At 75.0% G+C, this 21,374-nt stretch carries 20 protein-coding genes and 5 tRNA genes; 7 read left to right on the top strand and 18 right to left on the bottom strand.

Annotated features, from left to right (window positions below):
- Nucleotides 1-12 precede the first annotated feature (12 nt).
- The 8 genes from ISOVA_RS05345 to ISOVA_RS05310 form a co-directional block, all read right to left on the bottom strand.
- On the bottom strand, nucleotides 13-1,722 hold the full coding sequence (locus ISOVA_RS05345) for a GTPase family protein (protein ID WP_013838232.1): 1,710 nt from the start codon (nucleotides 1,720-1,722) through the stop codon (nucleotides 13-15).
- Entirely contained in the window at nucleotides 1,719-3,785 is a 2,067-nt protein-coding gene (locus ISOVA_RS05340; RefSeq protein ID WP_013838231.1) for a dynamin family protein, read from the bottom strand. Before ISOVA_RS05340 ends, ISOVA_RS05345 begins: the two co-directional genes overlap by 4 nt.
- A gap of 113 nt (nucleotides 3,786-3,898) precedes the next feature.
- Entirely contained in the window at nucleotides 3,899-5,581 is a 1,683-nt protein-coding gene (gene ettA, locus ISOVA_RS05335; protein WP_013838230.1) for an energy-dependent translational throttle protein EttA, read from the bottom strand.
- Nucleotides 5,582-5,684: 103 nt separating this feature from the next.
- Nucleotides 5,685-6,293 (bottom strand): single-stranded DNA-binding protein, encoded by a 609-nt coding sequence (locus ISOVA_RS05330; RefSeq protein WP_013838229.1) that lies wholly within the window; start codon nucleotides 6,291-6,293, stop codon nucleotides 5,685-5,687.
- 50 nt (nucleotides 6,294-6,343) lie between these two features.
- Complete coding sequence (locus ISOVA_RS05325; RefSeq protein WP_013838228.1) at nucleotides 6,344-7,927, bottom strand: GTPase; 1,584 nt, start codon at nucleotides 7,925-7,927, stop codon at nucleotides 6,344-6,346.
- Nucleotides 7,924-9,591, bottom strand: a complete 1,668-nt coding sequence (locus ISOVA_RS05320) for a GTPase (protein WP_041294789.1) — start codon at nucleotides 9,589-9,591, stop codon at nucleotides 7,924-7,926. Before ISOVA_RS05320 ends, ISOVA_RS05325 begins: the two co-directional genes overlap by 4 nt.
- A gap of 46 nt (nucleotides 9,592-9,637) precedes the next feature.
- A complete protein-coding gene (locus ISOVA_RS05315; protein ID WP_013838226.1) occupies nucleotides 9,638-9,952 on the bottom strand; it encodes a DUF3467 domain-containing protein in 315 nt (104 codons plus the stop codon).
- 69 nt (nucleotides 9,953-10,021) lie between these two features.
- Nucleotides 10,022-10,097 (bottom strand) — tRNA-Arg (locus ISOVA_RS05310).
- A gap of 256 nt (nucleotides 10,098-10,353) precedes the next feature.
- On the opposite strand from ISOVA_RS05310, the gene ISOVA_RS05305 reads away from it, so the two are divergent.
- The 3 genes from ISOVA_RS05305 to ISOVA_RS05295 all read left to right on the top strand — a co-directional run bounded on the left by ISOVA_RS05305 (nucleotide 10,354) and on the right by ISOVA_RS05295 (nucleotide 11,450).
- The gene (locus ISOVA_RS05305) at nucleotides 10,354-10,533 is read left to right on the top strand and encodes a hypothetical protein (protein WP_041294788.1); all 180 of its coding nucleotides are present in this window, start codon (nucleotides 10,354-10,356) and stop codon (nucleotides 10,531-10,533) included.
- Nucleotides 10,534-10,677: 144 nt separating this feature from the next.
- Complete coding sequence (gene orn, locus ISOVA_RS05300; RefSeq protein WP_013838225.1) at nucleotides 10,678-11,316, top strand: oligoribonuclease; 639 nt, start codon at nucleotides 10,678-10,680, stop codon at nucleotides 11,314-11,316.
- Between the two features lie 58 nt (nucleotides 11,317-11,374).
- Nucleotides 11,375-11,450, top strand: a tRNA-His gene (locus ISOVA_RS05295).
- A 64-nt stretch (nucleotides 11,451-11,514) separates the two neighbouring features.
- Here the strand turns inward: ISOVA_RS05295 and ISOVA_RS05290 are convergent.
- The 3 genes from ISOVA_RS05290 to trmB form a co-directional block, all read right to left on the bottom strand.
- A complete protein-coding gene (locus tag ISOVA_RS05290) occupies nucleotides 11,515-12,423 on the bottom strand; it encodes an ATP-grasp domain-containing protein (RefSeq protein ID WP_013838224.1) in 909 nt (302 codons plus the stop codon).
- Nucleotides 12,420-12,677 carry a hypothetical protein gene (locus ISOVA_RS05285; RefSeq protein ID WP_041294787.1) on the bottom strand — a complete coding sequence of 86 codons (258 nt, stop codon included), beginning with the start codon at nucleotides 12,675-12,677 and terminating at the stop codon, nucleotides 12,420-12,422. The genes ISOVA_RS05290 and ISOVA_RS05285 overlap by 4 nt, the downstream gene beginning before the upstream one ends.
- 76 nt (nucleotides 12,678-12,753) lie before the next feature.
- Nucleotides 12,754-13,509, bottom strand: a complete 756-nt coding sequence (gene trmB, locus ISOVA_RS05280) for a tRNA (guanosine(46)-N7)-methyltransferase TrmB (protein WP_049788421.1) — start codon at nucleotides 13,507-13,509, stop codon at nucleotides 12,754-12,756.
- Nucleotides 13,510-13,857: 348 nt separating this feature from the next.
- Between trmB and ISOVA_RS05275 the strand changes: the two genes are divergently transcribed.
- Entirely contained in the window at nucleotides 13,858-15,507 is a 1,650-nt protein-coding gene (locus ISOVA_RS05275; protein WP_013838222.1) for an alpha/beta hydrolase domain-containing protein, read from the top strand.
- Here ISOVA_RS05275 and ISOVA_RS05270 read toward each other — a convergent pair.
- The 5 genes from ISOVA_RS05270 to ISOVA_RS05250 all read right to left on the bottom strand — a co-directional run bounded on the left by ISOVA_RS05270 (nucleotide 15,497) and on the right by ISOVA_RS05250 (nucleotide 17,846).
- Nucleotides 15,497-15,904 carry a hypothetical protein gene (locus ISOVA_RS05270; RefSeq protein ID WP_013838221.1) on the bottom strand — a complete coding sequence of 136 codons (408 nt, stop codon included), beginning with the start codon at nucleotides 15,902-15,904 and terminating at the stop codon, nucleotides 15,497-15,499. The genes ISOVA_RS05275 and ISOVA_RS05270 overlap by 11 nt on opposite strands.
- Before the next feature lie 57 nt (nucleotides 15,905-15,961).
- Nucleotides 15,962-16,034: transfer RNA gene (locus tag ISOVA_RS05265), tRNA-Lys, on the bottom strand.
- A 64-nt stretch (nucleotides 16,035-16,098) separates the two neighbouring features.
- Nucleotides 16,099-16,174 (bottom strand) — tRNA-Lys (locus ISOVA_RS05260).
- Nucleotides 16,175-16,270: 96 nt separating this feature from the next.
- The gene (locus ISOVA_RS05255; RefSeq protein WP_013838220.1) at nucleotides 16,271-17,476 is read right to left on the bottom strand and encodes an acyl-CoA dehydrogenase family protein; all 1,206 of its coding nucleotides are present in this window, start codon (nucleotides 17,474-17,476) and stop codon (nucleotides 16,271-16,273) included.
- 4 nt (nucleotides 17,477-17,480) lie between these two features.
- The gene (locus ISOVA_RS05250; RefSeq protein WP_013838219.1) at nucleotides 17,481-17,846 is read right to left on the bottom strand and encodes a GroES family chaperonin; all 366 of its coding nucleotides are present in this window, start codon (nucleotides 17,844-17,846) and stop codon (nucleotides 17,481-17,483) included.
- Nucleotides 17,847-17,917: 71 nt separating this feature from the next.
- Here ISOVA_RS05250 and ISOVA_RS05245 point away from each other — a divergent pair, with 71 nt between their 5' ends.
- Entirely contained in the window at nucleotides 17,918-18,418 is a 501-nt protein-coding gene (locus tag ISOVA_RS05245; RefSeq protein ID WP_013838218.1) for a peroxiredoxin, read from the top strand.
- A 100-nt stretch (nucleotides 18,419-18,518) separates the two neighbouring features.
- Nucleotides 18,519-18,601 (top strand) — tRNA-Leu (locus tag ISOVA_RS05240).
- Between the two features lies 1 nt (nucleotide 18,602).
- Here the strand turns inward: ISOVA_RS05240 and trxA are convergent.
- A complete protein-coding gene (gene trxA, locus ISOVA_RS05235; RefSeq protein WP_013838217.1) occupies nucleotides 18,603-18,980 on the bottom strand; it encodes a thioredoxin in 378 nt (125 codons plus the stop codon).
- A 128-nt stretch (nucleotides 18,981-19,108) separates the two neighbouring features.
- Here trxA and ISOVA_RS05230 point away from each other — a divergent pair, with 128 nt between their 5' ends.
- A complete protein-coding gene (locus ISOVA_RS05230; RefSeq protein ID WP_013838216.1) occupies nucleotides 19,109-19,681 on the top strand; it encodes an NUDIX hydrolase family protein in 573 nt (190 codons plus the stop codon).
- A 42-nt stretch (nucleotides 19,682-19,723) separates the two neighbouring features.
- On the opposite strand, the gene ISOVA_RS05225 is transcribed toward ISOVA_RS05230, so the two are convergent.
- Nucleotides 19,724-21,364, bottom strand: coding sequence for an ATP-binding cassette domain-containing protein (locus ISOVA_RS05225; RefSeq protein WP_013838215.1), 1,641 nt, complete (start codon nucleotides 21,362-21,364; stop codon nucleotides 19,724-19,726).
- Nucleotides 21,365-21,374 lie beyond the last annotated feature (10 nt).

The raw sequence follows: 21,374 nt of genomic DNA, 5'->3' as shown, positions 1-21,374 counted from the left end.
ATCGTCGCACGGTCACGACGCCGCGATCGCCGCCGCCGTCCGGCACCGCGCCAGGGCCACCATCTCCTCGCCCACGGGCAGCCGCACGAGCCGGTCGGCGACGTCGGCGACCGCCTCGCGGAGCCGGCGTCGCGCGCGGGTGGCGCGGCGTCGGGCGCCGACGGCGGCGAACAGCCGCGCCACGAGCGCGAGCAGGAGTCCCGCCGCGAGCCCGCCGAGCGCGAGCAGCGTCGGCCACGCGACCTCGAGCACTCCCCCGCCCCGGTCCGTCAGGTCGACCGTGAGCTCGGGGACCAGCAGCGGCGGGAGGCGGAAGTAGGCGACGGCCGCGGACGCGGCGAGCCACAGCAGACCGACCACCGCGGCGGCGAGGAGCAGCCACTGCAGGACGCCGACGACCCGCCACCACACCGGCCGCCGCGCGGCCTCGAGCTGCGTCCCGGCGACGGCCGCGTCGAGCGCGTCGGGCAGCCGGTCGATACCGTCCTGCGCCCGGTGCCGCGCCGCGATGACCCACGGGTCGGGCGCGCCCTCGGTCACGCGGTCGACGTACTGCCGCACGGCCGACGCGGACGCCGCGCGGACGGCGGGACGGGTCTTGGGCATCGACGTGCGCACGAGGTCGGGCCGCTCGCCCGACCGCGCCGGGTCGGGGCGCAGACCCAGGCGGCGCAGGGGGTCGGGCCGGAAGCGCCCGAGCCAGCGCGTCACGGGCCAGCCGGTAGCCGCGCGCGCGTCCCGCACGGCCGACCGGCGCACGGCGTCGACGACGGTGGGCACGCCGGCGGCGTCCTCGAGCGCGGCGGTGAGCGCCCCCTTGGCCCGCTCGCCCGCGCGCTCCGACGGCGCCGTGCCGCACGCGTCGAGGATCCGCCGGGCGACGGCGCGCTCGTCGCCCGCGAGCCGCGCGGTCGCGGCCTCGCGCCGCTGGGCGGCGTCGGCGAGCAGGCCCCGCAGGTGGTCGATCCCCTGGCCCGTGCGCGCCGACACCGGCAGGACGCGCGCGCCGTCGAGCCCGTCGGCTGCGACGAGGCGCCGCAGGTCGGCGAGCATCGCGTCGACCTCCCCGTCCGAGAGCCGGTCGACCTGGTTGAGAGCGACGACCACGACGTCGGAGCGCCCCGCGAGCGGGCGCAGGTAGCGCTCGTGCAGCGCGGCGTCGGCGTACTTCTGCGGGTCGACGACCCACACGAGCAGGTCCGCGCGCTCGACGAGCCGCTCGGCCCGCACGCGGTGCTCGGTGACGACCGAGTCGTGGTCCGGCAGGTCGAGCAGCACGAGGCCCGTCGTGATCCCGGCCGGCGTGCGGTGCCGCCGGAAGAGGCCGCGCGCACCCGTGGCGGGCCCCGGGTTCGGTGACCCGGCGCCGTCCGCGACGGGGGCGACGGGCATCTCGTGGCGCCGGCGGACCTCCAGCCAGTCGAGCAGCGGGTCGGCGCCGTCGCCCCACACGGCCGCGAGCGCGTGCGACGTCGTGGGGCGCCGCACGCCCGGGGCGGCGATGTCGTCGCCCGCGACGGCGTTGAGCACGCTGGACTTGCCGGACCCGGTCGCGCCGGCGAGCGCCACGACGGTGTGCTCGGCCGACAGCCCGCCGCGCTCGCGGGCGCGCGCGACGACGGCGCGCGCGTCGTCGAGCAGGTCGCGCTCGAGCCGCCCGGTCGCCTCCGTCACGGCGTTCTCGAGCGCCGCGGTGCGGGCCGCGAGGTCGATGCGGCTCACGGGGTGGAGTCCTTCCGGCCGAGGAACCAGTCCCAGAACCCGGACCGGCGCCGCTCGGGCGGGCGGTCGTCCGCGGGCGCGGGCCGGTGCGCCTCGACGCGGGGCACGCCGTCGGTGGTCGGCCGGCGCAGGGTGCCCGCCCCGCGCAGCATGCCGCCGCTGAAGGCCCGCGTGGACCCGCCCGTCGCCTCGGGCCGCACCGAGCGCTCCGCACGCGCCGCGCCCTCGACGGCGCGCGCCGCCTCGCGCACCGCGTCGCCGGCGGGCGCCTGCGTGCCGAGCGCGTCGAGCTGCGCGGTGTACCGGGCCGCCTGGCCGTCGAGGACGGACCGGACGCGCGCCGTGAGGCGCTTCTTCGCCTCGGCCGACAGCCGGCGCACCGCCTCGTCGCCGAACACGGCCTCGAGCAGCTTCTGGGCGAGGATCGCCGTGCCGCCCGCGATGCCGATCTCCGCGCCCGTGAGGCCGGCGGTCGAGGCGAACACGAGGACCATGAGGCACACGCCGAGCGCGTTGACGCCGAGCGAGAGCGCACGGGCGGTGCCGCGCTTCTCGGCGCCCTGCTCGCGGACCAGCTCGAGCACGTCGGCCTGCCAGCCGCGGATCTCGTCGCCGACCTGCACGCGGAGGTTGCCCGACGTGCGCGACAGCTCGAGGCCCTGGAGCAGCGCGGCCCCGGCCGCGTCGGCGCGCCACGTCTCGTACGTGCGTTCCGCGGCCTGCTCGGCGGCGTCGAGGATCACGGACTCGAGCCCGTGCGCGATCGCCTGCTCGACCTGCGGCGCCTGGCGCGGCCGGCCGCGGAAGAAGGCGGTGAGCGTGTCGCGTAGCCGCCCGACGCCGGCCTCGACCGAGCGGAAGAACTCGCTCGTGCCGACGAAGTCCTGCCAGCGCGCGAGCACCTCGCCGCGCAGCAGCGCCCCGTCGGACGTGGCGGCGTCGACCTGGGCGAGCGCGTCGGCGTGGTGGCGCCGGACGGCGTCGCGCAGGCGGGCGTCGGCGGCGTGCTGCGCGTCGGCGGCGTCGGCCAGGTGCACCGACCGGCGCACGAGGTCGTCGACGACGCCGTCGCGCGTCGCGGCGATGACGCGGGCGCGGGCCTCCGGGTCGCCCCCGAGCCCGGTGAGCCAGGCCGCGACCTCGCCCACGGCCTCCTCGGGCAGGTACCCCTCCTCCAGGGCGCCGGGGCCGGCCTCGGCCGCCTCCGGGATCACGAACAGCGGCGCGTCGCCGAGCCCGTGCTCGGCCATGAGGCGGCGCAGGTCGTCGGCGACCGTCTCGGCGCCGGGGTCGACCCGGTCGAGCACCATCGCGACCTGCGCCTTGCGCGCGGACGCCTGCACGAGCAGGTCCCAGGGCACGGCGTCGGCGTACCGGGCGGCGGTGGTGACGAACAGCCAGAGGTCCGCGGCGCCGAGCAGCTGCGCCGCGAGCTCGCGGTTGGCCGTCTCGACGGAGTCGATGTCGGGCGCGTCGAGCAGCGCGAGGCCCTGGGGCAACGACTCGCTCTTGACGAGCCGCAGCGACCTCCCCGGCGGGGTGTCAGAACCCTGGTGGGCTCCAGCCCTCTGCGCGTCTGACAGGTCGGTGGTGACACGGGCGAGGCCCGGCAGGATCCGGTCGGTCGTGAACCAGCGGGCGTCGAGCGGGTGGTGCACGAGCACGGGCGCGCGCGTCGTCGGGCGCAGCACGCCCGGCGCCGACACCTGCTCGCCGAGGAGCGAGTTGACCAGCGTCGACTTGCCGGCCCCGGTGGAGCCGCCGACGACGACGAGCAGCGGCGCCCGCTCGGCGCGCAGCCGCGGCAGCAGGTAGTCGTCGAGCTGGTCGACGGCGCGGGCGAGGTCGACGCGGGCCACGGGCGCGCCCGGCGTCTCGAGCGGCAGGCGCAGCGCGCCCAGGCGCGCGCGCAGCGTCTCGAGCGCGTCGATGAGCGCCACGATCGAGGCGCCGGGGCCGGGCAGGTTCCCGGGGGCCGGGGCGTCGGCCGGCCCGGCCGCGTGCTTCCCGACAGCGGGGGCCGGCTCCGTCTCGCCGCGCGGCACGTCGTCGGGTTCGGTCATGCGCCCAGTCTGGCCGGTCCGGGCGGTGCGCGCAGGTCAGGAGCCTGCGCGGACGCGACCGTGGCCCGGTCCTCGGGCGAGGACCGGGCCACGGTGCGCCCGCCGGTCGGCGGTCAGTCGCGCGTGAGCTTGCGGTAGGTCACGCGGTGCGGCCGCGCGGCCTCGGCGCCCAGGCGCTGGATCTTGTTGTCCTCGTAGGAGGCGAAGTTGCCCTCGAACCAGTACCAGCTCGCCGGGTTCTCCTCGGTGCCCTCGTACGCGAGGATGTGCGTCGCGACGCGGTCGAGGAACCAGCGGTCGTGCGAGACGACGACGGCGCAGCCGGGGAACTCGAGCAGCGCGTTCTCGAGCGAGCCCAGGGTCTCGACGTCGAGGTCGTTGGTCGGCTCGTCGAGGAGCAGCAGGTTGCCGCCCTGCTTGAGGGTGAGCGCGAGGTTGAGGCGGTTGCGCTCACCGCCGGACAGCACACCCGCGGGCTTCTGCTGGTCCGGGCCCTTGAAGCCGAACGACGCGACGTACGCCCGCGAGGGGATCTCGGTGTTGCCGACCTTGATGACGTCGAGGCCGTCGGAGACGACCTCCCACAGCGTCTTCTTGGGGTCGATGCCGCCACGGCTCTGGTCGACGTAGGAGATCTTGACCGTGTCGCCGATCTTGAGCTCGCCGCCGTCGAGCGGCTCGAGGCCCACGATCGTCTTGAACAGGGTCGTCTTGCCGACGCCGTTGGGGCCGATGACGCCGACGATGCCGTTGCGCGGCAGCGTGAAGCTCAGGCCGTCGATGAGCTGACGGTCGCCGAAGCCCTTCTGGAGGTTCGTCGCCTCGAGGACGAGGTTGCCCAGGCGCGGGCCGGCCGGGATCTGGATCTCCTCGAAGTCGAGCTTGCGCGTGCGCTCGGCCTCGGCCGCCATCTCCTCGTAGCGCTGCAGGCGCGCCTTCGACTTGGCCTGGCGGCCCTTGGCGCTCTGGCGCACCCACTCGAGCTCCTCCTTGAGGCGCTTGGCGAGCTTGGCGTCCTTCTTGCCCTGGACCTCGAGGCGGGCCTGCTTCTTCTCGAGGTACGTCGAGTAGTTGCCCTCGTACGGGTAGAGGCGGCCGCGGTCGACCTCGCAGATCCACTCCGCGACGTGGTCGAGGAAGTAGCGGTCGTGCGTGACCGCCAGCACGGCGCCGGGGTACGTCGCCAGGTGCTGCTCGAGCCACAGCACCGACTCGGCGTCCAGGTGGTTGGTCGGCTCGTCGAGCAGCAGCAGGTCGGGCTTCTCGAGGAGGAGCTTGCACAGCGCGACGCGGCGGCGCTCACCACCGGAGAGGACCTTCACGTCGGCGTCCGGCGGCGGGCAGCGCAGCGCGTCCATCGCCTGCTCGAGCTGCGAGTCGAGGTCCCACGCGTCGGCGTGGTCGATGTCCTCCTGGAGCTCGCCCATCTCGGCCATGAGCGAGTCGAAGTCGGCGTCGGGCTCGGCCATGAGCGTGGAGATCTCGTTGAACCGGTCGACCTTCGCCTTGATGCCGGCCACGGCCTCCTCGATGTTGCCGAGGACCGTCTTCTCCTCGTTCAGCGGCGGCTCCTGCTGCAGGATGCCGACCGTGTAGCCCGGCGCGAGGCGCGCCTCGCCGTTGGACGGCTGGTCCAGGCCGGCCATGATCTTGAGGATGGTCGACTTGCCGGCACCGTTCGGGCCGACGACGCCGATCTTGGCGCCAGGCAGGAAGTTCAGCGACACGTCGTCGAGGATGACCTTGTCGCCGTGCGCCTTGCGCGCCTTGTACATGGTGTAGATGAACTCAGCCACTGGCTCTGCTTCCACCGTTCGATCGCGCGGAGTTTCGAGGCTCCAGCGGGCATGCTGGAGGACCGGCGTGCGGCCGGTCCCCCAGCCTACGCGACACGGGGCCTCAGGCGCCGACCGGCTCGGCGCCCTCGAGCTCGTCGGCACCGTCCGCATCGTCGTCCGCGAGCCCGCTCGCGTCGTCGGGCACGCGCACCTGCCACGGGTCGACGAGCGACGCCGTCGTGCCCGGCACCGGCACGTCGTCGCCGGGTCCGCCCGTCGCGGCCGCGCCCGTGCCCGGGCCGCCCGGCCCGGCGCCCGCCGGCGCGTCGGTGCGGTCGATCCGTGCGAACCGCACGACCCCGCGCGTCGCGTCGACGCCCACGTGCTGGGCCTCGATGACGTGCCGGTAGCGCCGCTCGGGCAGCGTCACGGTCGACCCGTCCGGGAGCGTGTGGACGCGCTCGGCGTCCCACTCCTCCGTCGTGAAGCGGCCGGTGACGACCACCGGGTCGCCCTTGCGCAGCGAGAAACTGAGGTTGCGCGCCTTCTCGCGGAACGCCTTGACCGTGAACCACAGCGTCTCGCCGTCGCTCCACTCGCCGGTCTGCGGGTTGCGCACCCGGCGCGTGCTCGCCAGGCGGAAGGTCGTCCACTCCACGCCGTTGGTCGAGACGGACAGGCCGGCGTCGGTGCCGACGTGCCCGACGACGGTGACGTTGACGTCGCTCATGCGTCCTCCTGAGGTCGGGGCCGGCGCACCGCCGGCCGGGACGCCCAGGATCAGGCGGGGGCAGACTCCCGCGCCCCGCCCGCGGCACGCCCTGTGGACGACGCACCGACCTCGTCGGCTGTGGGCAGCCTCCGCGACCCGGTGAGCGGTCGTCCGTGCGGGAGGTCGCGCGCGGACGCCGCGAGCTCGCGCACCCGGCGGTGGTCGACGAGCAGCCGCTGCGTCGGCGTGCCCAGCCCGTCGGTGAGCACCTGCTCGAGCGCCGCCCGGCCCGCGCTCGCGACCGCACGCTCGCGCCGCCGGGCCAGCGAGCGCCGCATCGCGACCCGGGCCACGAACAGCGCGACGCCGCCGACCCCGACCACCACGGCCGAGACCAGCAGCACCACGGGCCACGGGTCGGCGAGGTCGAGCACCCCCGTGACCGCGAGCACGCCCAGCACCGCCAGGACCGCCGCGACCCCGACCGCCAGCCAGCCCGCGCGCTGCAGCGCCCGTGCCGACGCCGGCCCGCGGGTGTCGAGCGAGATGCTGCGCAGCGCGCCGGCCACCGCCGTGCGGAGCTGGTCGGCGCTCGCGACCGACTCGGCCAGCGCCCGCTGCCAGCCCGGGCGCAGCGACGCACCGGCCCGCGTGAGCCAGCGCGAGCGCGACAGCGCGATCGCGTCGCGGTCCGGCGGCGGGAACTCGGGCATGCCGTAGCCGTTGCGGACCGCCGCGCCCACCTGGCGCGCCACCGCGTCGAGGCCCGTGGCCTCGACCAGCGCGCCGAGCTCGCGCTCGACCGCGGCCTCCGTGTGCCACGGCACGTCGGCCGGGGTCTGCTCCAGCAACGCCCGCGCGGCCGCGTCGAGCTCGGCCGCGGCGCGCCCCGCCGCGACGGACCGGCGGGCGCACACCTCCTCGAGCAGGTCGTAGACCCGGTCGACGCCCTCGCCCGTGCGCGCCGAGACGCCCTGGACCCACACGCCCTCGAGCCCGTCGTCGCGCAGCAGCCGCGCCAGGTCCTCCTCGAGGTTCTCGCGCTGCCCCGCCGGGACGGTGTCGACCTGGTTGAGCACCACGACCATCGACGACTCGCTGCCGACCTGCTCCCGCAGGTAGCCCGAGTGCAGCGCGTCGTCCGCGTACTTCTGCGGGTCCACGACCCACACGAGCAGGTCGACCATGGGCAGCACCCGGTCGACGACCTCGCGGTGCGCGGGCTCGACCGAGTCGTGGTCGGGCAGGTCGAGCAGCACCAGGCCGCTGAGGTCCCCGTGCACCGACCCGTCGAGCTCGCCGCTCTGGACGATGCGGCGCTCGCGGTCGACGCCGATCCAGTCGAGGAGCGCGTCGGCGCCCGCCGACCAGGAGCACGCGGTGACGCGCGCCGTCGTCGGACGCTTGACCCCGACGTCGGCGAACGACAGGCGCGTGAGCCGGTTGAACAGGCTCGACTTGCCCGACCCCGTGCCCCCCGCGAGCGCCACGACCGTGTGGTCGACGCCGAGCGCGAGCCGCTGGCGGACCCCCTCGACCGCCGCCTCGACGCGGCGGCGCGTGGCGTCGTCGAGCCGCGGGCCCGCGATCCGCAGCGCCTCGGCGAGGTCCTCGGTGCGGGCGCGCAGCGTCGCGTCGTGCGACGTCGTCATGTCATCCTCCTGAGCTCGGCGAGCCGGACGCGCAGCCCGGAGGCCGCGTCGTCGGTGAGGTCGGGAGCGGCGAGCCGGTCGAGCACGGCCTGCACCTCGGCCTGCACGACGGCGGCGGCCCGGTCGGCGAGGTCCTCGCGCAGGACGGCGGTCGGCTCGTCGGCCGCGGCCCCCAGGACGCGCTCGAGCAGGCGTGCGGCGTCGTCGGAGCCGGCCGCCGCGGCGAGCAGCAGCGTGCCGAGCCCGCGCCGGTCGAACGCCTTGGCGGCCGCCTCGGCACGCTCGCGCGTGTCCCCGGCGGCCAGCAGGTCGGCGACGACGGCGTCCGCGCGCTCGTCCCACGCCCGCACCGTCGCCGGGACCGACTCCTCGCGGGCCGCGGCGCGCGCCGCGGCGTCGGGCGCGACCGCGGCCCCGCCCGGCGGCGCCCCGCGGCCGACGAGCACGGCCCGCAGCCGCTCCTCGACGCGCGCGCCGGACGCGACGAGCGTGCGGGTCGCGGCCCCGGTGACCTCCTCGCGCAGCCCCTCGAGCGCGGCGCCGCGTGCGCGCCCGGCGCGCCGCGTGCTGCGCGCCCGGTCGCCCTTGACCTTGACCCGGTCCACGCGCGCCGTGCCCGACAGCTCGCGCCACCGGGCCTCGACCGACGCGCCCGCGACGACGCCCGCCGCGACCGCGTCCCGCGCGAGCTTCTCCGCCCCGGGCAGCTCGTGCTCGACCGTGCGCCGCAGCACGGCGGCGGCCTCGCCCTGCGTCTCGACCGCGTCCGCGAGCGACGTGACCCACGCGGGCAGCGCGCCGAGCGCCCCCTTGAGCGTGCGCACGATGACCGCGCGCGACCGGTCCGGCCCCGCGAGCATCGACAGCCAGCGACGCACCGGGGCCACGACGACCGGGTCGAGCAGCCCCTCGTGCGGGCCGACGTCAGGCACGACGAACAGCGGGACGTCGGTCATGCCGTGGTCGCGCAACCGCTGCAGCAGGTCGCCGCGCACGGTCGTGAGCGTCTCCTTCGGGACGCGGTTGAGCACCATCGCGACGGCGGCGCCGCGCTCGGTCGCGCGCTCGAGCGCCTGCCAGGGCAGGGCGTCGCCGTAGCGGGCGGCCGTCGTGACGAACAGCCACAGGTCGGCGGCCTCGAGCAGCTGCTGGGCCGTCGAGCGGTTCTGCTGCAGGAAGGAGTCGAGGTCGGGCGCGTCGAGCAGCGCGGTCCCGCGCGGCACGCCCGGGTGGTGCACCACGCGCGACAACCGGGTGACCGGCCCCTCGGCGATCACGTCGACGTCCGCCGGGTTGAACGCCAGCACGGGCTCGCGCGTCGTCGGGCGCAGCACGCCGGCCTCGGAGATCTCCTCGCCGAGCAATGAGTTGTACAACGTGGACTTGCCGGCGCCGGTCGAGCCCGCGACGACCACGACGGCGGGCGACGACAGCTCCTTGAGGCGCGGCAGCAGGTGCTCGTCGAGCTGGGCCAGCAGCCGGTCGCGCGACGCCTCGGCCTCGGCCGCCCCGTCGACGGGCAGGGGGAGCCGCACCTCGGCGACGTCGCGGCGCAAGTCGCGGGCGACGTCGTACACGGTCTGGCCGAGCTCGGCCGCGGCGTCGGGCCGGCTGCCGGCGCGGCGCGCGGCGCGTGTTCCCTCCGGTCCTGTCACGGGGCTCATCCTTGCCTGTGGTCGGGGCCGTGCCAAACGCGCGCGCCGGTCGACGTCAGGCCGGTCCGCTGCCGTCGGCCTTGCGGCCCGTCTCGCGCTCCCAGGCGTCGAGCTGCTGGGTGAGCGCGCGGGCGAGCTCGAACACCTGCTGCGGCGGGATCCGCACGCGGCTGGCGACGCGCACGGGCAGCGCGTGGCCCGTCTGCTCCCCGGTCTCGCGGTCGACGAGCGGCTTGGCGGGCGACTTCGCGGTGACGAAGTCGATGACGAACGAGGTCGACGTGTGCCAGACCGACGCGAAGTCGGCCGGCACCCCGACCTCCTGGTCGCTCGGCAGCTCGACCTGGAGCTTGAGCTCGGGGCGCGCCATGACGGTCCTCTCGTCGGGAACGGGCTGCGACGACCGTACCGCGGCGCCGCCCCCGGCCGCCGGACGACGTGGTGCCCCCGGCAGGACTCGAACCTGCAACCTACGGATTAGAAGGCCGGTGCTCTATCCATTGAGCTACGGAGGCGCCCTGCCATGGTAGCGCCGGTGTCCGGTTCGTCCGTGCGCCCGGGCCGTGCTCCCGACGCCGTGCGCCCGGGGGTGTTCATGGTGTACCCCGGGCCTTCACCCGCCCGTGGGCGCACAAAAAGCCGTGCGCACGCTCCCTCGTGGTTGCAAGACTCTCCACTGCACCGCGGTGACGTCCGTCCGGCCCGACGCCGGGCGGTGGTTGGGCCCCTTGGCCAGGGTCCGGAGAACCACGTCACGAAGGAACCAGCACCATGCACCCCATCGAGGTCCTCGAGCTGTCGAGGACGATCCATCGCGAACGCCTCGCCGAGGCCGAGCAGATCCGCTCCTACCGTCGGCTTCGGCAGGAGCACCGCACCCAGCCGCACGGCGTCCGGCACCGCACCCGCCGCCCCGTCGGCGCCTGGCTGCACGCCTGGAAGACCGCATGAGGTCTGCAGGACCCGCCGCACCCCCGGGACGATCCCGGACGCGAGCGGGGCACGACGAGACGAGGGCCCCGGGGCCCGGACCCGACCTCCACAGGTCGGCCGGAAACCCCGGGGCCCTCGCCGTGCGGCCGTAGGCTGGCCCCCGTGAGCCCCGCGAACCCCAACGACCGCATCGTGTGGATCGACTGCGAGATGACCGGCCTGGACGTGCGCGCCGACGCGCTCGTCGAGGTCGCCGCCGTCGTCACGGACTCCGAGCTGACCGTGCTCGGCGACGGCGTCGACGTCGTCATCGCCCCGCCCGCCGACGCGCTCGAGCAGATGAGCGACTTCGTGCGCGAGATGCACACCGCGTCGGGCCTCATCACCGAGCTGCCCTCGGGCGTCACGCTCGCCGAGGCCGAGAAGACGGTGCTCGACTACGTGCGCGAGTGGGTGCCCGAGCCGCGCCGGGCCCCGCTCGCCGGCAACTCGGTGGGCACCGACAAGATGTTCCTCGACCGCGACATGCCCGAGTTGGTGAACCACCTCCACTACCGGATCGTCGACGTGTCGTCGATCAAGGAGCTCGCGCGCCGCTGGTACCCGCGCGTGTACTTCGCGTCGCCCAAGAAGGAGGGCGGGCACCGCGCTCTCGCCGACATCCTGGAGAGCATCGACGAGCTGCGGTACTACCGGGAGGCGCTGTTCGTGCCGCAGCCCGGGCCCGACTCGGCGACCGCTCGCGCCGTCGCCGCGCGCGTCGCCGAGACCTCCGTCACGCGGCGGCCCTCGGTGTCCTGACCGCCCTGTCGAGCATGTACACTTTTCGACGGCCGGTGCGCACGCGCCCCGTGCCATGGTGGCTATAGCTCAGTCGGTAGAGCGCCTGGTTGTGGTCCAGGAGGTCGCCGGTTCAAGCCCGGTTAGCCACCCCACCACGAAGGCCCCGCCCGGACGTCGTCCGTGCGGGGCCTTCGCCGTCCCGGGTGCTCGGGCCCGTCAGAGGCGGGCGACGATCGCGTCCGCGAACGCGTCGAGCGTCTTCGCGTCGCCGGAGTACTGCATCCACAGCGAGGGCTCGGTGAGCTCGAGCTCGATGACGAGCGGCGTGCCGTCGTCCTGGGTCACGAGGTCGACCCGCGCGTAGAGGAACGGCTCGTCGCGGCCGAGCTCGGCGCGAGCGACGTCGAGCGCCCGCGTGGCGACGTCGAGCTGCGCCTCGCCCGGCTCGACGGCGGACATCTTCTCCTCGGTGTACAGGCCCGCGGTCTTGCGGGGACCGGTGAGGAGCGCGTTCTTGCGGGCCGCGTGCCGGAACTCGCCGTCGACGTAGACGAGGCAGGTCTCCCCCGCGGTGTCGACCGAGGTCACGTACGGCTGGATCATGACGGCGCGGCCGGCGTCGAGCAGCTCCATGGCGTGCTGGATGGCGAGGCCGCGCGACTGGGCGCTCACCGGCTGGTAGCGGCCGGTGTCCTTGGCGCCCGCGCTCACGACGGGCTTGACGACGAAGTCGCCGAACGCGGGCATGCGCGTGTGCACCGCGCGCTTCGAGAAGTGCCGCTCGGGGTCGAGCCAGATGGTCGGGATCACGGGGATCCCCGCGCGCTCGAGCACCCGCAGGTAGCCCTTGTCGGTGTTCCACCGCAGGACGTCGGCCGGGTTCTCGACGCGCGGCAGGCTCTCGGCCCAGCGGACGAACTCGTCGCGCCGCGGCGAGTAGTCCCACGTCGAGCGCACAACCACCAGGTCGTACGCCGACCAGTCCACGGCCGGGTCGTCCCAGACGACCGGCTCGGCGGTCACGCCGCGGTCGGCCAGGGCGCCCAGGAGCGGACGGTCGTCGACGTACAGGTCGGGAAAGACGGAGCAGGTGGCGAGTCCGACTCGCCTCGTCGTCGTGGTCACGCACCGAGCCTATCCGCGGCGCCCTGCGCCGTCGGGTCGGGCGCCGCGGAGCCGGGCGCCGCCGCGTCCGCGGCCCGGCGCAGGCCCGCGAGGATCCCGTCGGCCGCGAGCGCCGCCTGCCCCCGCACGAGCGCGATCCCCGCGCCGTCGAGCCACTCGACCTGGCTCGCGTCGTCCCAGTCGTGCGTGACCTCGTCGCGCCACGCGAGGACGGCGTCCGGGCCGAGCGGCCCCGGGTCGCCGACGCCCGGCACCCCGCGCGCGGACGACCGCGCCCCGCGGCCATCGTGACCCGCGAGCGCCCGGAGCGCAGTCCGACGTCGTGGCCGGTCAGGACGGGCGGACGTACTCCAGGTCGGTCACCTCGCGCCCGGCCTCGCGGCCCTTGCGCTCGAAGCTCGTGAGCACGCGGCCCTCGAAGCGCGGCGCCACCCCGCCCCGACCGTGCGCGTTGACCAGGTCCTCGCACGCGTCGAGGACCTGAAGCATGTGCGCGGCGTACTCGGCCCAGTCGGTCGCGAGCCGCAGCACCCCGCCGGGACGCAGCACGCGGGCGACCTGCGTCGCGAACGACGGCCGCACCAGGCGGCGCTTGTGGTGCCGCGACTTGTGCCATGGGTCGGGGAAGAAGACCCACACCTCGTCGGCGCTCGCCGGGGGCAGCGCGGTCTCGAGCAGCTCGGCCGCGTTGACCTGCAGCAGCCGCAGGTTGTCGAGGCCCCGGCGCTCGCGGCACCGCTCGGCGCGCACGATCGTCTGGGCCAGGCCGGGCGTGTACACCTCGACGGCGAGGTGGTCGCGCTCGGGGTGCGCGTCGGCCGCGGCGACGATCGCCTCGCCCTGCCCGGAGCCGATCTCGACGACGAGCGGCGCGCACCGCCCGAACACCGCCTCGGCGTCGAACCGCCACGCCGGGTCGACCGACGTCGCGGCGAGCGCGCGCGGCACCTCGACGAGGTAGCGGTCGCGCTTGGTGTCCCAGGCCTTCTGCTGGCTCTTGGTCAGCCGCGCGCTGCGGCGCACGAAGCTCACCGGCTGCGTGCGGTAGCGGGGGACGGGCGTCTCGGTGGTCAGGGACTCGGGCACCCGTCCAGGGTACGTGGCGGGCGTCGCCACGACTGCGACGCCCGCCACGTAGGGTCTCGCTGCCGCGCGCGCGTGACGGACGCGCCCGGCCCCCGCGGAGGTGAACGCCGCCTCCGCCCGATCGACGGTCGTCACCGCACCACCGACGATGCCGAACCTCGATGAACGACGGCGGTCCCGTGGTCGACGTCTCGGCGAACGGTCGGCGACGCATGACCACGGCCGCAAGGCCACTTCTGTCGGCTCGTGCTCAAAACCTGTGCGATCCATGGACAAAGCCGCCGGTGCCTGCGTACCCTGCCCGCGACCTCGGCAGCGTGGTCGGGGTCCCGGACGAAGGAGTCAGTGATGCCCGCACCGCCTGCTCTCCGCACGACCTCGCTCGCCCTCGCCGGCGCCCTGCTGGCCGCCGGCCTGTCGGTGCCCGCCGTCGCCGCGCCCGCCGACGTGGCGGACCCCGAGGTGATCGGGCCCGTCCCGATCACCTCCGCACCGGGCGACCCGGCGCACGGCTATCCCTTCCTCGCCACGGACTACGACCTCGCCGCGCACGGCTACGTCGAGGAGGAGTTCTTCCTCGACGGCGAGGCGACCCGGTACCGGGCCGACGGCGTCACGGACGCCACCGTGGTGAGCACCGGCCACGAGTACCGCACCCGGATCGTCGTGCGTCGGCCGGTCGACCCGGCGGCCTTCAACGGCACGGTGATCGCCGAGTGGTACAACGTCTCCAACCAGTGGGACCAGGAGGTCGACTGGTTCCAGACGCACGAGCACCTCGTCCGCAACGGCTACGCCTGGGTCGGCGTCTCGGCGCAGCGCGCGGGCGTGCACTCGGCGACCGGCCTGCGCGCGTGGAGCCCCGCGCGGTACGGCTCCCTCGACCTCACCGACGGCGGCGCCGTGACCGACGACACGCTGTCCTGGGACGTGTTCAGCCAGGCCGTCAAGGCGGTCCGGGCGCCTGCGGGCGTCGCGCCGCTCGGACCGCTCGAGGCCGAGCGCGTCGTCGCGACGGGGCACTCCCAGTCCGCGTCACGCCTGTGGTCGTACGTCAACTCGGTCGACCCGCTCGCGGGCGTCGTCGACGCGGTCGTCCTGCACGGCGGCGGACGGGCGATCCGCGACGACCTCGACACACCGGTGTTCAAGCTCAACAGCGAGACCGACGTCGCGATCAACCTCCTCGGCGCGGCCGAGCGCCAGCCCGACACCGACCGCCTGCGCACGTGGGAGGTCGCGGGGGCGTCGCACGGCGACTGGAAGCTCATCACGGACTACGGCCGGCTGCGCCTGCGCGACGTCGGGTCGGCACCGGGCGGCTACCCGGGCACGCCGCAGACGTGCGAGCAGCCGTCCGGCTCGCGCGTGCCGCAGCACATGGTCCAGGCCACCGTGTACGACCACGTCGCCGCCTGGGTCGCCGACGGGACCGCGCCGCCGTCGGCCCCGCTGCTCGAGCTCGCCGGCGCCCCCGGGGACGTCGCCCGCGACGAGCGCGGCCTGGGCGTGGGCGGCATCCGTCTCGCCCAGCAGGAGGTGCCGACCCGGCTCAACTCGGGACTCAACGCCGGTCCCGGGTTCTGCTTCCTCGACGGCGCGTCGACGCCCGTCGACGACGCGACCCTCGCGACCTGGTACCCGGACGCGCGCGAGCATGCCGACGCCGTCGTCGCGGCGACGCGCGCGGCGCACGAGGCGGGGCACCTGCACGACGACTTCGCGGCCGACCCGGCCTGGTACACCGACGTGGTCGAGCTCGTCGGCGACCGGGTCGACGCCGGACGCGTCGACGCGCGCGTCGGCGCCCGCATCCAGGACCGCATGGAGCGGGCTCTCGTCGCCGCGGACGCCGGCGACTGGCAGGCGGCCGACCGGTGGGTCCACCAGGCGCAGGTGTTCGCCGAGCGTCAGGTGGGCGACCCGCTCGCGGCGGCGAGCATCGTCCGTGCGACGACGGCGGTGCGGGGCGTGCTCGAGCTCGCCGTCAGCGGGTGAGCTCGATGAGCGCGAGGAGCGCGCGGCCGTAGGCCTCGGCGGGCTCCGGGTCGGCGAAGACCCGGGGCTCGCCGAGCAGCTCGACCTCGACCTCGTACCCGTCGGCGGTGCGGCGCAGCGCCCGGAACGTCGAGCGCAGCAGCGTGCGCAGCTGGTCCTCGCGCGGCAGCCACAGCGCGTCCTCGATCGCGACCGAGTCGAGCGCCCACTCGGTCGTGCCGTTGAAGCCGAGGATCGTGCCCGTCGGGAAGTCGTGCGCCTCGATCGTCATGGTGCTCACGGTGAAGACGTCGCCCGCGAGCTCAGGGGCCTCGAGGATGCGGAACTGGTCGCCGTCGGCGGGCTTCCACACCAGGCCTGCGTCGCGGAGCGTGGTGGCGAGCTCGGTGGAGATCATCGGTCCATTCTCGGGGAACGACGAAGCCCTCGCCGGATCACCGACGAGGGCTCGCTGTGCGCCATCAGGGACTCGAACCCCGAACCCGCTGATTAAGAGTCAGCTGCTCTGCCAATTGAGCTAATGGCGCGCCGGGCGATGACGCCCGCTCGCGACGAGGCCCGGCCGGGAGGATGCCCGGCGAGGCCTCGTGCTGGTGCGCCATCAGGGACTCGAACCCCGAACCCGCTGATTAAGAGTCAGCTGCTCTGCCAATTGAGCTAATGGCGCGCAACGGAGAGCAACACTACCAGCCGAGCGCCGTCGTCCGGAAACCCGATCCACCCGGCAGGCCTGTGACCTGCACGACAACCGTGGGACGCCGGGTTAGCGGAACGCGGCGTGCCCCGTGAGGTGCCGGCCGAGCACCAGCGTGTGCACCTCGTCGGTGCCCTCGTAGGTGCGCACGGACTCGAGGTTCGCGGCGTGCCGCATCGGTGAGTGCTCGAGCGTCACGCCGTTGCCGCCGAGGATCGTGCGCGCGGTCCGCGCGACGTCGAGCGCCGCCCGCACGTTGCTCAGCTTGCCGGCCGAGACCTGGTGCGGCTCGAGGCGTCCGGCATCCTTGAGGCGGCCGAGGTGCAGCGCGAGCAGCTGCGCGCGGCTCACCTCGAGCGCCATCTCGACGAGCTTGGCCTGCGTGAGCTGGAACGCGGCGAGCGGGCGTCCGAACTGCTCGCGCTGCTGCGCGTACGCGAGCGCGACCTCGAGGCAGTCGCGCGCCGCGCCGGCCGCGCCCCACGCGATGCCGTACCGGGCCTCGTCGAGGCACGCGAACGGTCCGCGCAGCCCAGGGTTGTGCGGCAGGATCGCGTCCGCGGGCACGCGCACGCCGTCGAGCGCGACGTCGCACTGGACCGACGCGCGCAGCGAGAGCTTGGGCTCGATCGGCGTCGCGCGGAAGCCGGGCGTCGACGTCGGCACGAGGAACCCGCGGACGCGCTCGCGCCCGTCCCCCGCGTCGTCCTCCGTGACCTTGGCCCAGACGACCGCGACGTCGGCGACCGAGGCGAGCCCGATCCAGCGCTTGGCGCCGTCGATGACCCAGGTGTCGCCGTCGCGCACCGCGCGCGTGCGCATGCCCGCCGGGTCCGAGCCCGCCGTGGGCTCGGTGAGGGCGAAGCAGCCGATCGCCTCGCCCGTCGCCATGCGCGGCAGCCAGTGCTGCTTCTGCTCCTCCGACCCGTGCTTGGCGATCGCCGACATCGCGAGCGAGCCCTGGACCGAGACGAACGTGCGGATCCCCGAGTCGGCGGCCTCGACCTCCGCCATCGCGAGGCCGTACTCGACCGCGGAGCGGCCGGCGCAGCCGTAGCCCTCGAGGTGCATGCCGAGCAGCCCGGCCTCGCCGAGCACAGGCACGAGCTCGCGCGGGAAGACGGCGTCGGCGAACCAGCGCGCCACGTGCGGGCGGACGTGGGCGTCCACGAGCGCCCGGACGCGGTCGCGCGTCGCGCGCTCGTCGTCGGACAGCTGGGCGTCGAGCGCGAGCAGGTCGGTCGGGTCGGTGCGGGTGGCCTCGTCGCCGGTCATGCGCTCAAAGGTAGAGGCCCGTGGCCTGGGCGTCCTCCTCCGCCTCGGCGACGCCGTGGACGTCGCGCTCGCGCAGGAGCACGTAGTCGGTGCCGCCGAGGTCGACCTCGGCGCGATCCTCGGGGTCGAACAGCACCCGGTCGCCCACCGCCACCTGGCGCACGTGCTCGCCCTTGGCCACGACGACCGCCCAGGCGAGGCGCTTGGGCCCCGCGGCCGTCGCGGGGATCACGAGCCCGGCCGACGACTGTCGCTCGGAAGAGTCCACCTCGGGCTGCACGAGCAGGCGGTCGTGGAGCATGCGGACGGGCAGAGGCTTGCTGGCGGCGCCGGCGGACGCCGAGGCCGCGCGGGATGCTGCGGAAGTCACCCCCCAACGCTAGACGACCCGCGAGGCTAGGCTCGACGCCGTCCCCACCGACCGTCCGCACAGGAGCGCCCGTGACCCGTCTCGCCGTCGGCGACACCGCCCCCGACTTCACCCTGCCCGCCGTCGTGCCCGACGGCGACGGCCGCGCCGCCGGAGAGTTCTCGCTCGCCGCGGCGCTCGCCGAGCCCGGCCGCGCCGGCGTCGTCGTGTACTTCTACCCGGCCGCCATGACGCCCGGCTGCACCACCGAGGCCTGCGACTTCCGCGACTCGCTCGCGTCGCTGCAGGCCGCGGGCTACGCCGTCGTCGGCGTCTCCCCCGACGACCTCGACGCGCTCCAGAAGTTCTCCGAGCGCGACGCGCTGACCTTCCCGCTCGCGGCCGACACCGAGCACGAGGTGCTCGAGGCGTACGGCGCGTGGGGCGAGAAGAAGAACTACGGCAAGACGTACGTCGGCGTGATCCGCTCTACCGTCGTCGTGGGCGCCGACGGGAAGGTCGCCGTCGCACAGTACAACGTCAAGGCCACGGGCCACGTCGCCCGCCTGCGCAAGACCCTCGGCCTCGACTGAGACAGCGCTGTGGGCGTGATTTCTGGCCCGGATCGTCCGGTTGATCCGGACTTTCGAGGCCAGAAATCACGCCCACAACGTGGAACTAGACTTCGACTGCGCGCGAGTGGCGAAATCAGGTAGACGCGCCGGATTTAGGTTTCGGTGTCTTCGGACGTGCGGGTTCGAGTCCCGCCTCGCGCACTCAGCTCCGCGGCGCGCCGTTGCCGGCGGCGGCGATCTGCTGACGGACGTCGTCCATGTCGAGGCCCTTGACGGCCTCGACCAGCTGCTCGAGGGCGGGCCCGGGCAGCGCGCCGGCCTGGTTGAACACCATGATGCCCTCGCGGAACGCCATGAGCGTCGGGATGGCGGTGATGCCCGCGGCGGCGGCGATCTGCTGCTGCGCCTCGGTGTCGAGCTTGGCGTGCACGACGTCGGGGTGCTTCTCGCTCGAGGCCTCGAAGACGGGGGCGAACATGCGGCACGGGCCGCACCACTCCGCCCAGAAGTCGACGAGGACGATGTCGTTGTCCTTGACGGTCTGCTCGAAGGTCGCGTCGGTGAGCTCGACGGTGGCCATGGATGGGGTCCTTTCGACGATGTCCTCATCGGTGCAGCGCCGCCGTCGTGCCCGATATTCCCTGCCCCCGGGCGACGGCAGCGGCCCGGAGGCGCCCCGGAGGGGTTCCGCGTGGTAGGAACGAGGGCGTGACCGATACCGCCGAGTTCCCGCCCGACGACGAGTTCTACCAGCGGGACCCCGACCCGGCCGGGTGGCTGACGCCCGAGGACCTCGCGGCCGTGCGCGCCCAGCTGCCGCTGCTGTACGTGGACGCGGTGCCCGTGCGGGTCGACGACTCGGGCGACGTGGTCGCCGTCGGGCTGCTGCTGCGCGTGAACAGCATGGGCACCATGACGCGCGCGCTCGTCTCGGGCCGCGTGCTCTACCACGAGCGGGTGCGCGACGCGCTGCTGCGCCACATCGAGAAGGACCTGGGCCCCGTGGCGCTCCCCCGTGTGCCCGCGTCGCCCCAGCCGTTCACGGTCGCCGAGTACTTCCCGACGCCCGGGATCACGCCGTTCCACGACCCGCGCCAGCACGCGGTCTCGCTCGCCTACGTCGTGCCCGTCGCGGGCGACTGCCGGCCGCAGCAGGACGCGCTCGACCTCGCGTGGCTCACGCCCGAGGAGGCGTGCAGCGACACCGTGCAGGCGGAGATGGTCAACGGCCAGGGCGCGCTCGTGCGTCAGGCCATGGCGTGGGTGGGCCGCCTGGGCTGACGCTACCTCGGCGGGGCGCGCGCTACCTCGGCGGATCGCGCGCTACCTCGGCGAGAGGTCGAGCACGGGCCAGTCGGCCAGGTCGGCGCGCATGCGCCGGTCGTGCGTCGCGACGACGACGGCGGCGGGCGTCACCTGCAGCGCGCGGGTGAGCTCGTCGACGAGGTCGATCGACAGGTGGTTGGTCGGCTCGTCGAGCAGCAGCAGGTGCGGGGCGTGCAGCAGCGCGCGGGCGAGCTCGAACCGTCGTCGCTGCCCGGCGGACAGCTCGGCGAGCGGCCGCTCGAGGTCCTCCTCGGAGAGCAGCCCGAGCGCCGCGACCGGCACGAGGTGCTCGGGGTCGAGCTCGCCGCGGCCGAGCAGCGCGAGCGCCTCGGCCGCGTACGCGTCGAACCCAGACCGCGTGCGGGACTCTGGCCCGACCGGGTCGCCCTCCTGCCCGACGACGCCCACGCGCGCCCCCGCGACGGCCGACCGCACCCCACGGTCGAGCGGCAGCCGGCCCGCGAGCGCCTGGAGGAACGTCGACTTGCCCGTGCCGTTGGGCCCGACGACGAGCAGCCGGCCCGACGGCGGTACCGCGACGCGGGTGCCGGGCAGGTCGAGCCGCACCCCGCCGTCGGGCGCGACGACGCGCGGCGAGCGCAGCTCGACGAGCGGTTCGCCCGGGTCCCAGCCCGGCGACATCGCGGGCAGGTCGGGGAACGCGAGCTCGAGCGGGGGCACGGGCACGTCGACGGCCTCGGCCTCGAGCTTCTGCACGAGCCGGTCGGCCGCCTTGACGTGGATCCGGGCGCGCGTCGCGCGGCGGTGACCCTGCGACCCCTTGGGCGGGCGCCACGCGTCGGACAGCCCCTCGTAGGAGGCGTCGAGCCGTTCGGCGAGCTGCTCGGCCCGCTTGCGCTCGGCCCGGTAGCGCTGCCGCCACCGGTGCAGCGCCTGGTTCTTGGCGAACCGGTAGGACAGGTACCCGGGCTGGCCGTAGAGCACGGGCCGGCCGTCCATCGACGGGTCGAGGTCGTAGATCGCGGTGGCGACGTCGTCGAGCAGCTCGCGGTCGTGCGTGACGAGCACGACGCCGCCGCGCCAGGCGACGAGCTCGCCCGTGAGGAACTCGACGGCCGAGTCGTCGAGGTGGTTGGTCGGCTCGTCGAGCAGCAGCAGGTCGGACCGCTCGGCGAGCCGGCACGCGAGGCGCACCCGGTACCGCTGGCCGACGCTGAGCGAGGCGAGCGTGCGGTCGCGGTCGCGCACGGCGCCGAGACGGGCGAGCGCGACGTCGACCCGGCGGTCGGCGTCCCACGCGGCGAGGTGCTCGACCTTCGCGAGCGTCGCGGTCAGCTCGGCGAGGTCCCCGGTCTCGTGGTCGAACGCGGCGGCCGCGGCCTCGAGCTCCGCGGCGGCGGCCCGCAGCCCGGCGAGGGTGCCGGTGACGAGGTCGCCCACGGTCTGGCCGGGCGCGACCTCGAGCTCCTGCTCGACGAGCGCGACGCTGCCCGAGCGCCGGACCTCGCCCGACGCGGGGACGAGGTCCCCGGCGAGCAGGTGCAGCAGGGTCGACTTGCCCGTGCCGTTCTCCCCCACGACGCCGAGCCGCACGCCGTCGGACACGCGGACGTCGACGTGGCGCAGCACGGGACGGCCGGGGTACGAGAAGGCGAGGTCGGAGGCGACGAGGTGCACCCGCACCACC

Source organism: Isoptericola variabilis 225, from assembly GCF_000215105.1.
In the GTDB taxonomy this organism is placed as follows: domain Bacteria; phylum Actinomycetota; class Actinomycetes; order Actinomycetales; family Cellulomonadaceae; genus Isoptericola; species Isoptericola variabilis_A.
This window is presented reverse-complemented; position numbering and strand designations above follow the sequence as displayed.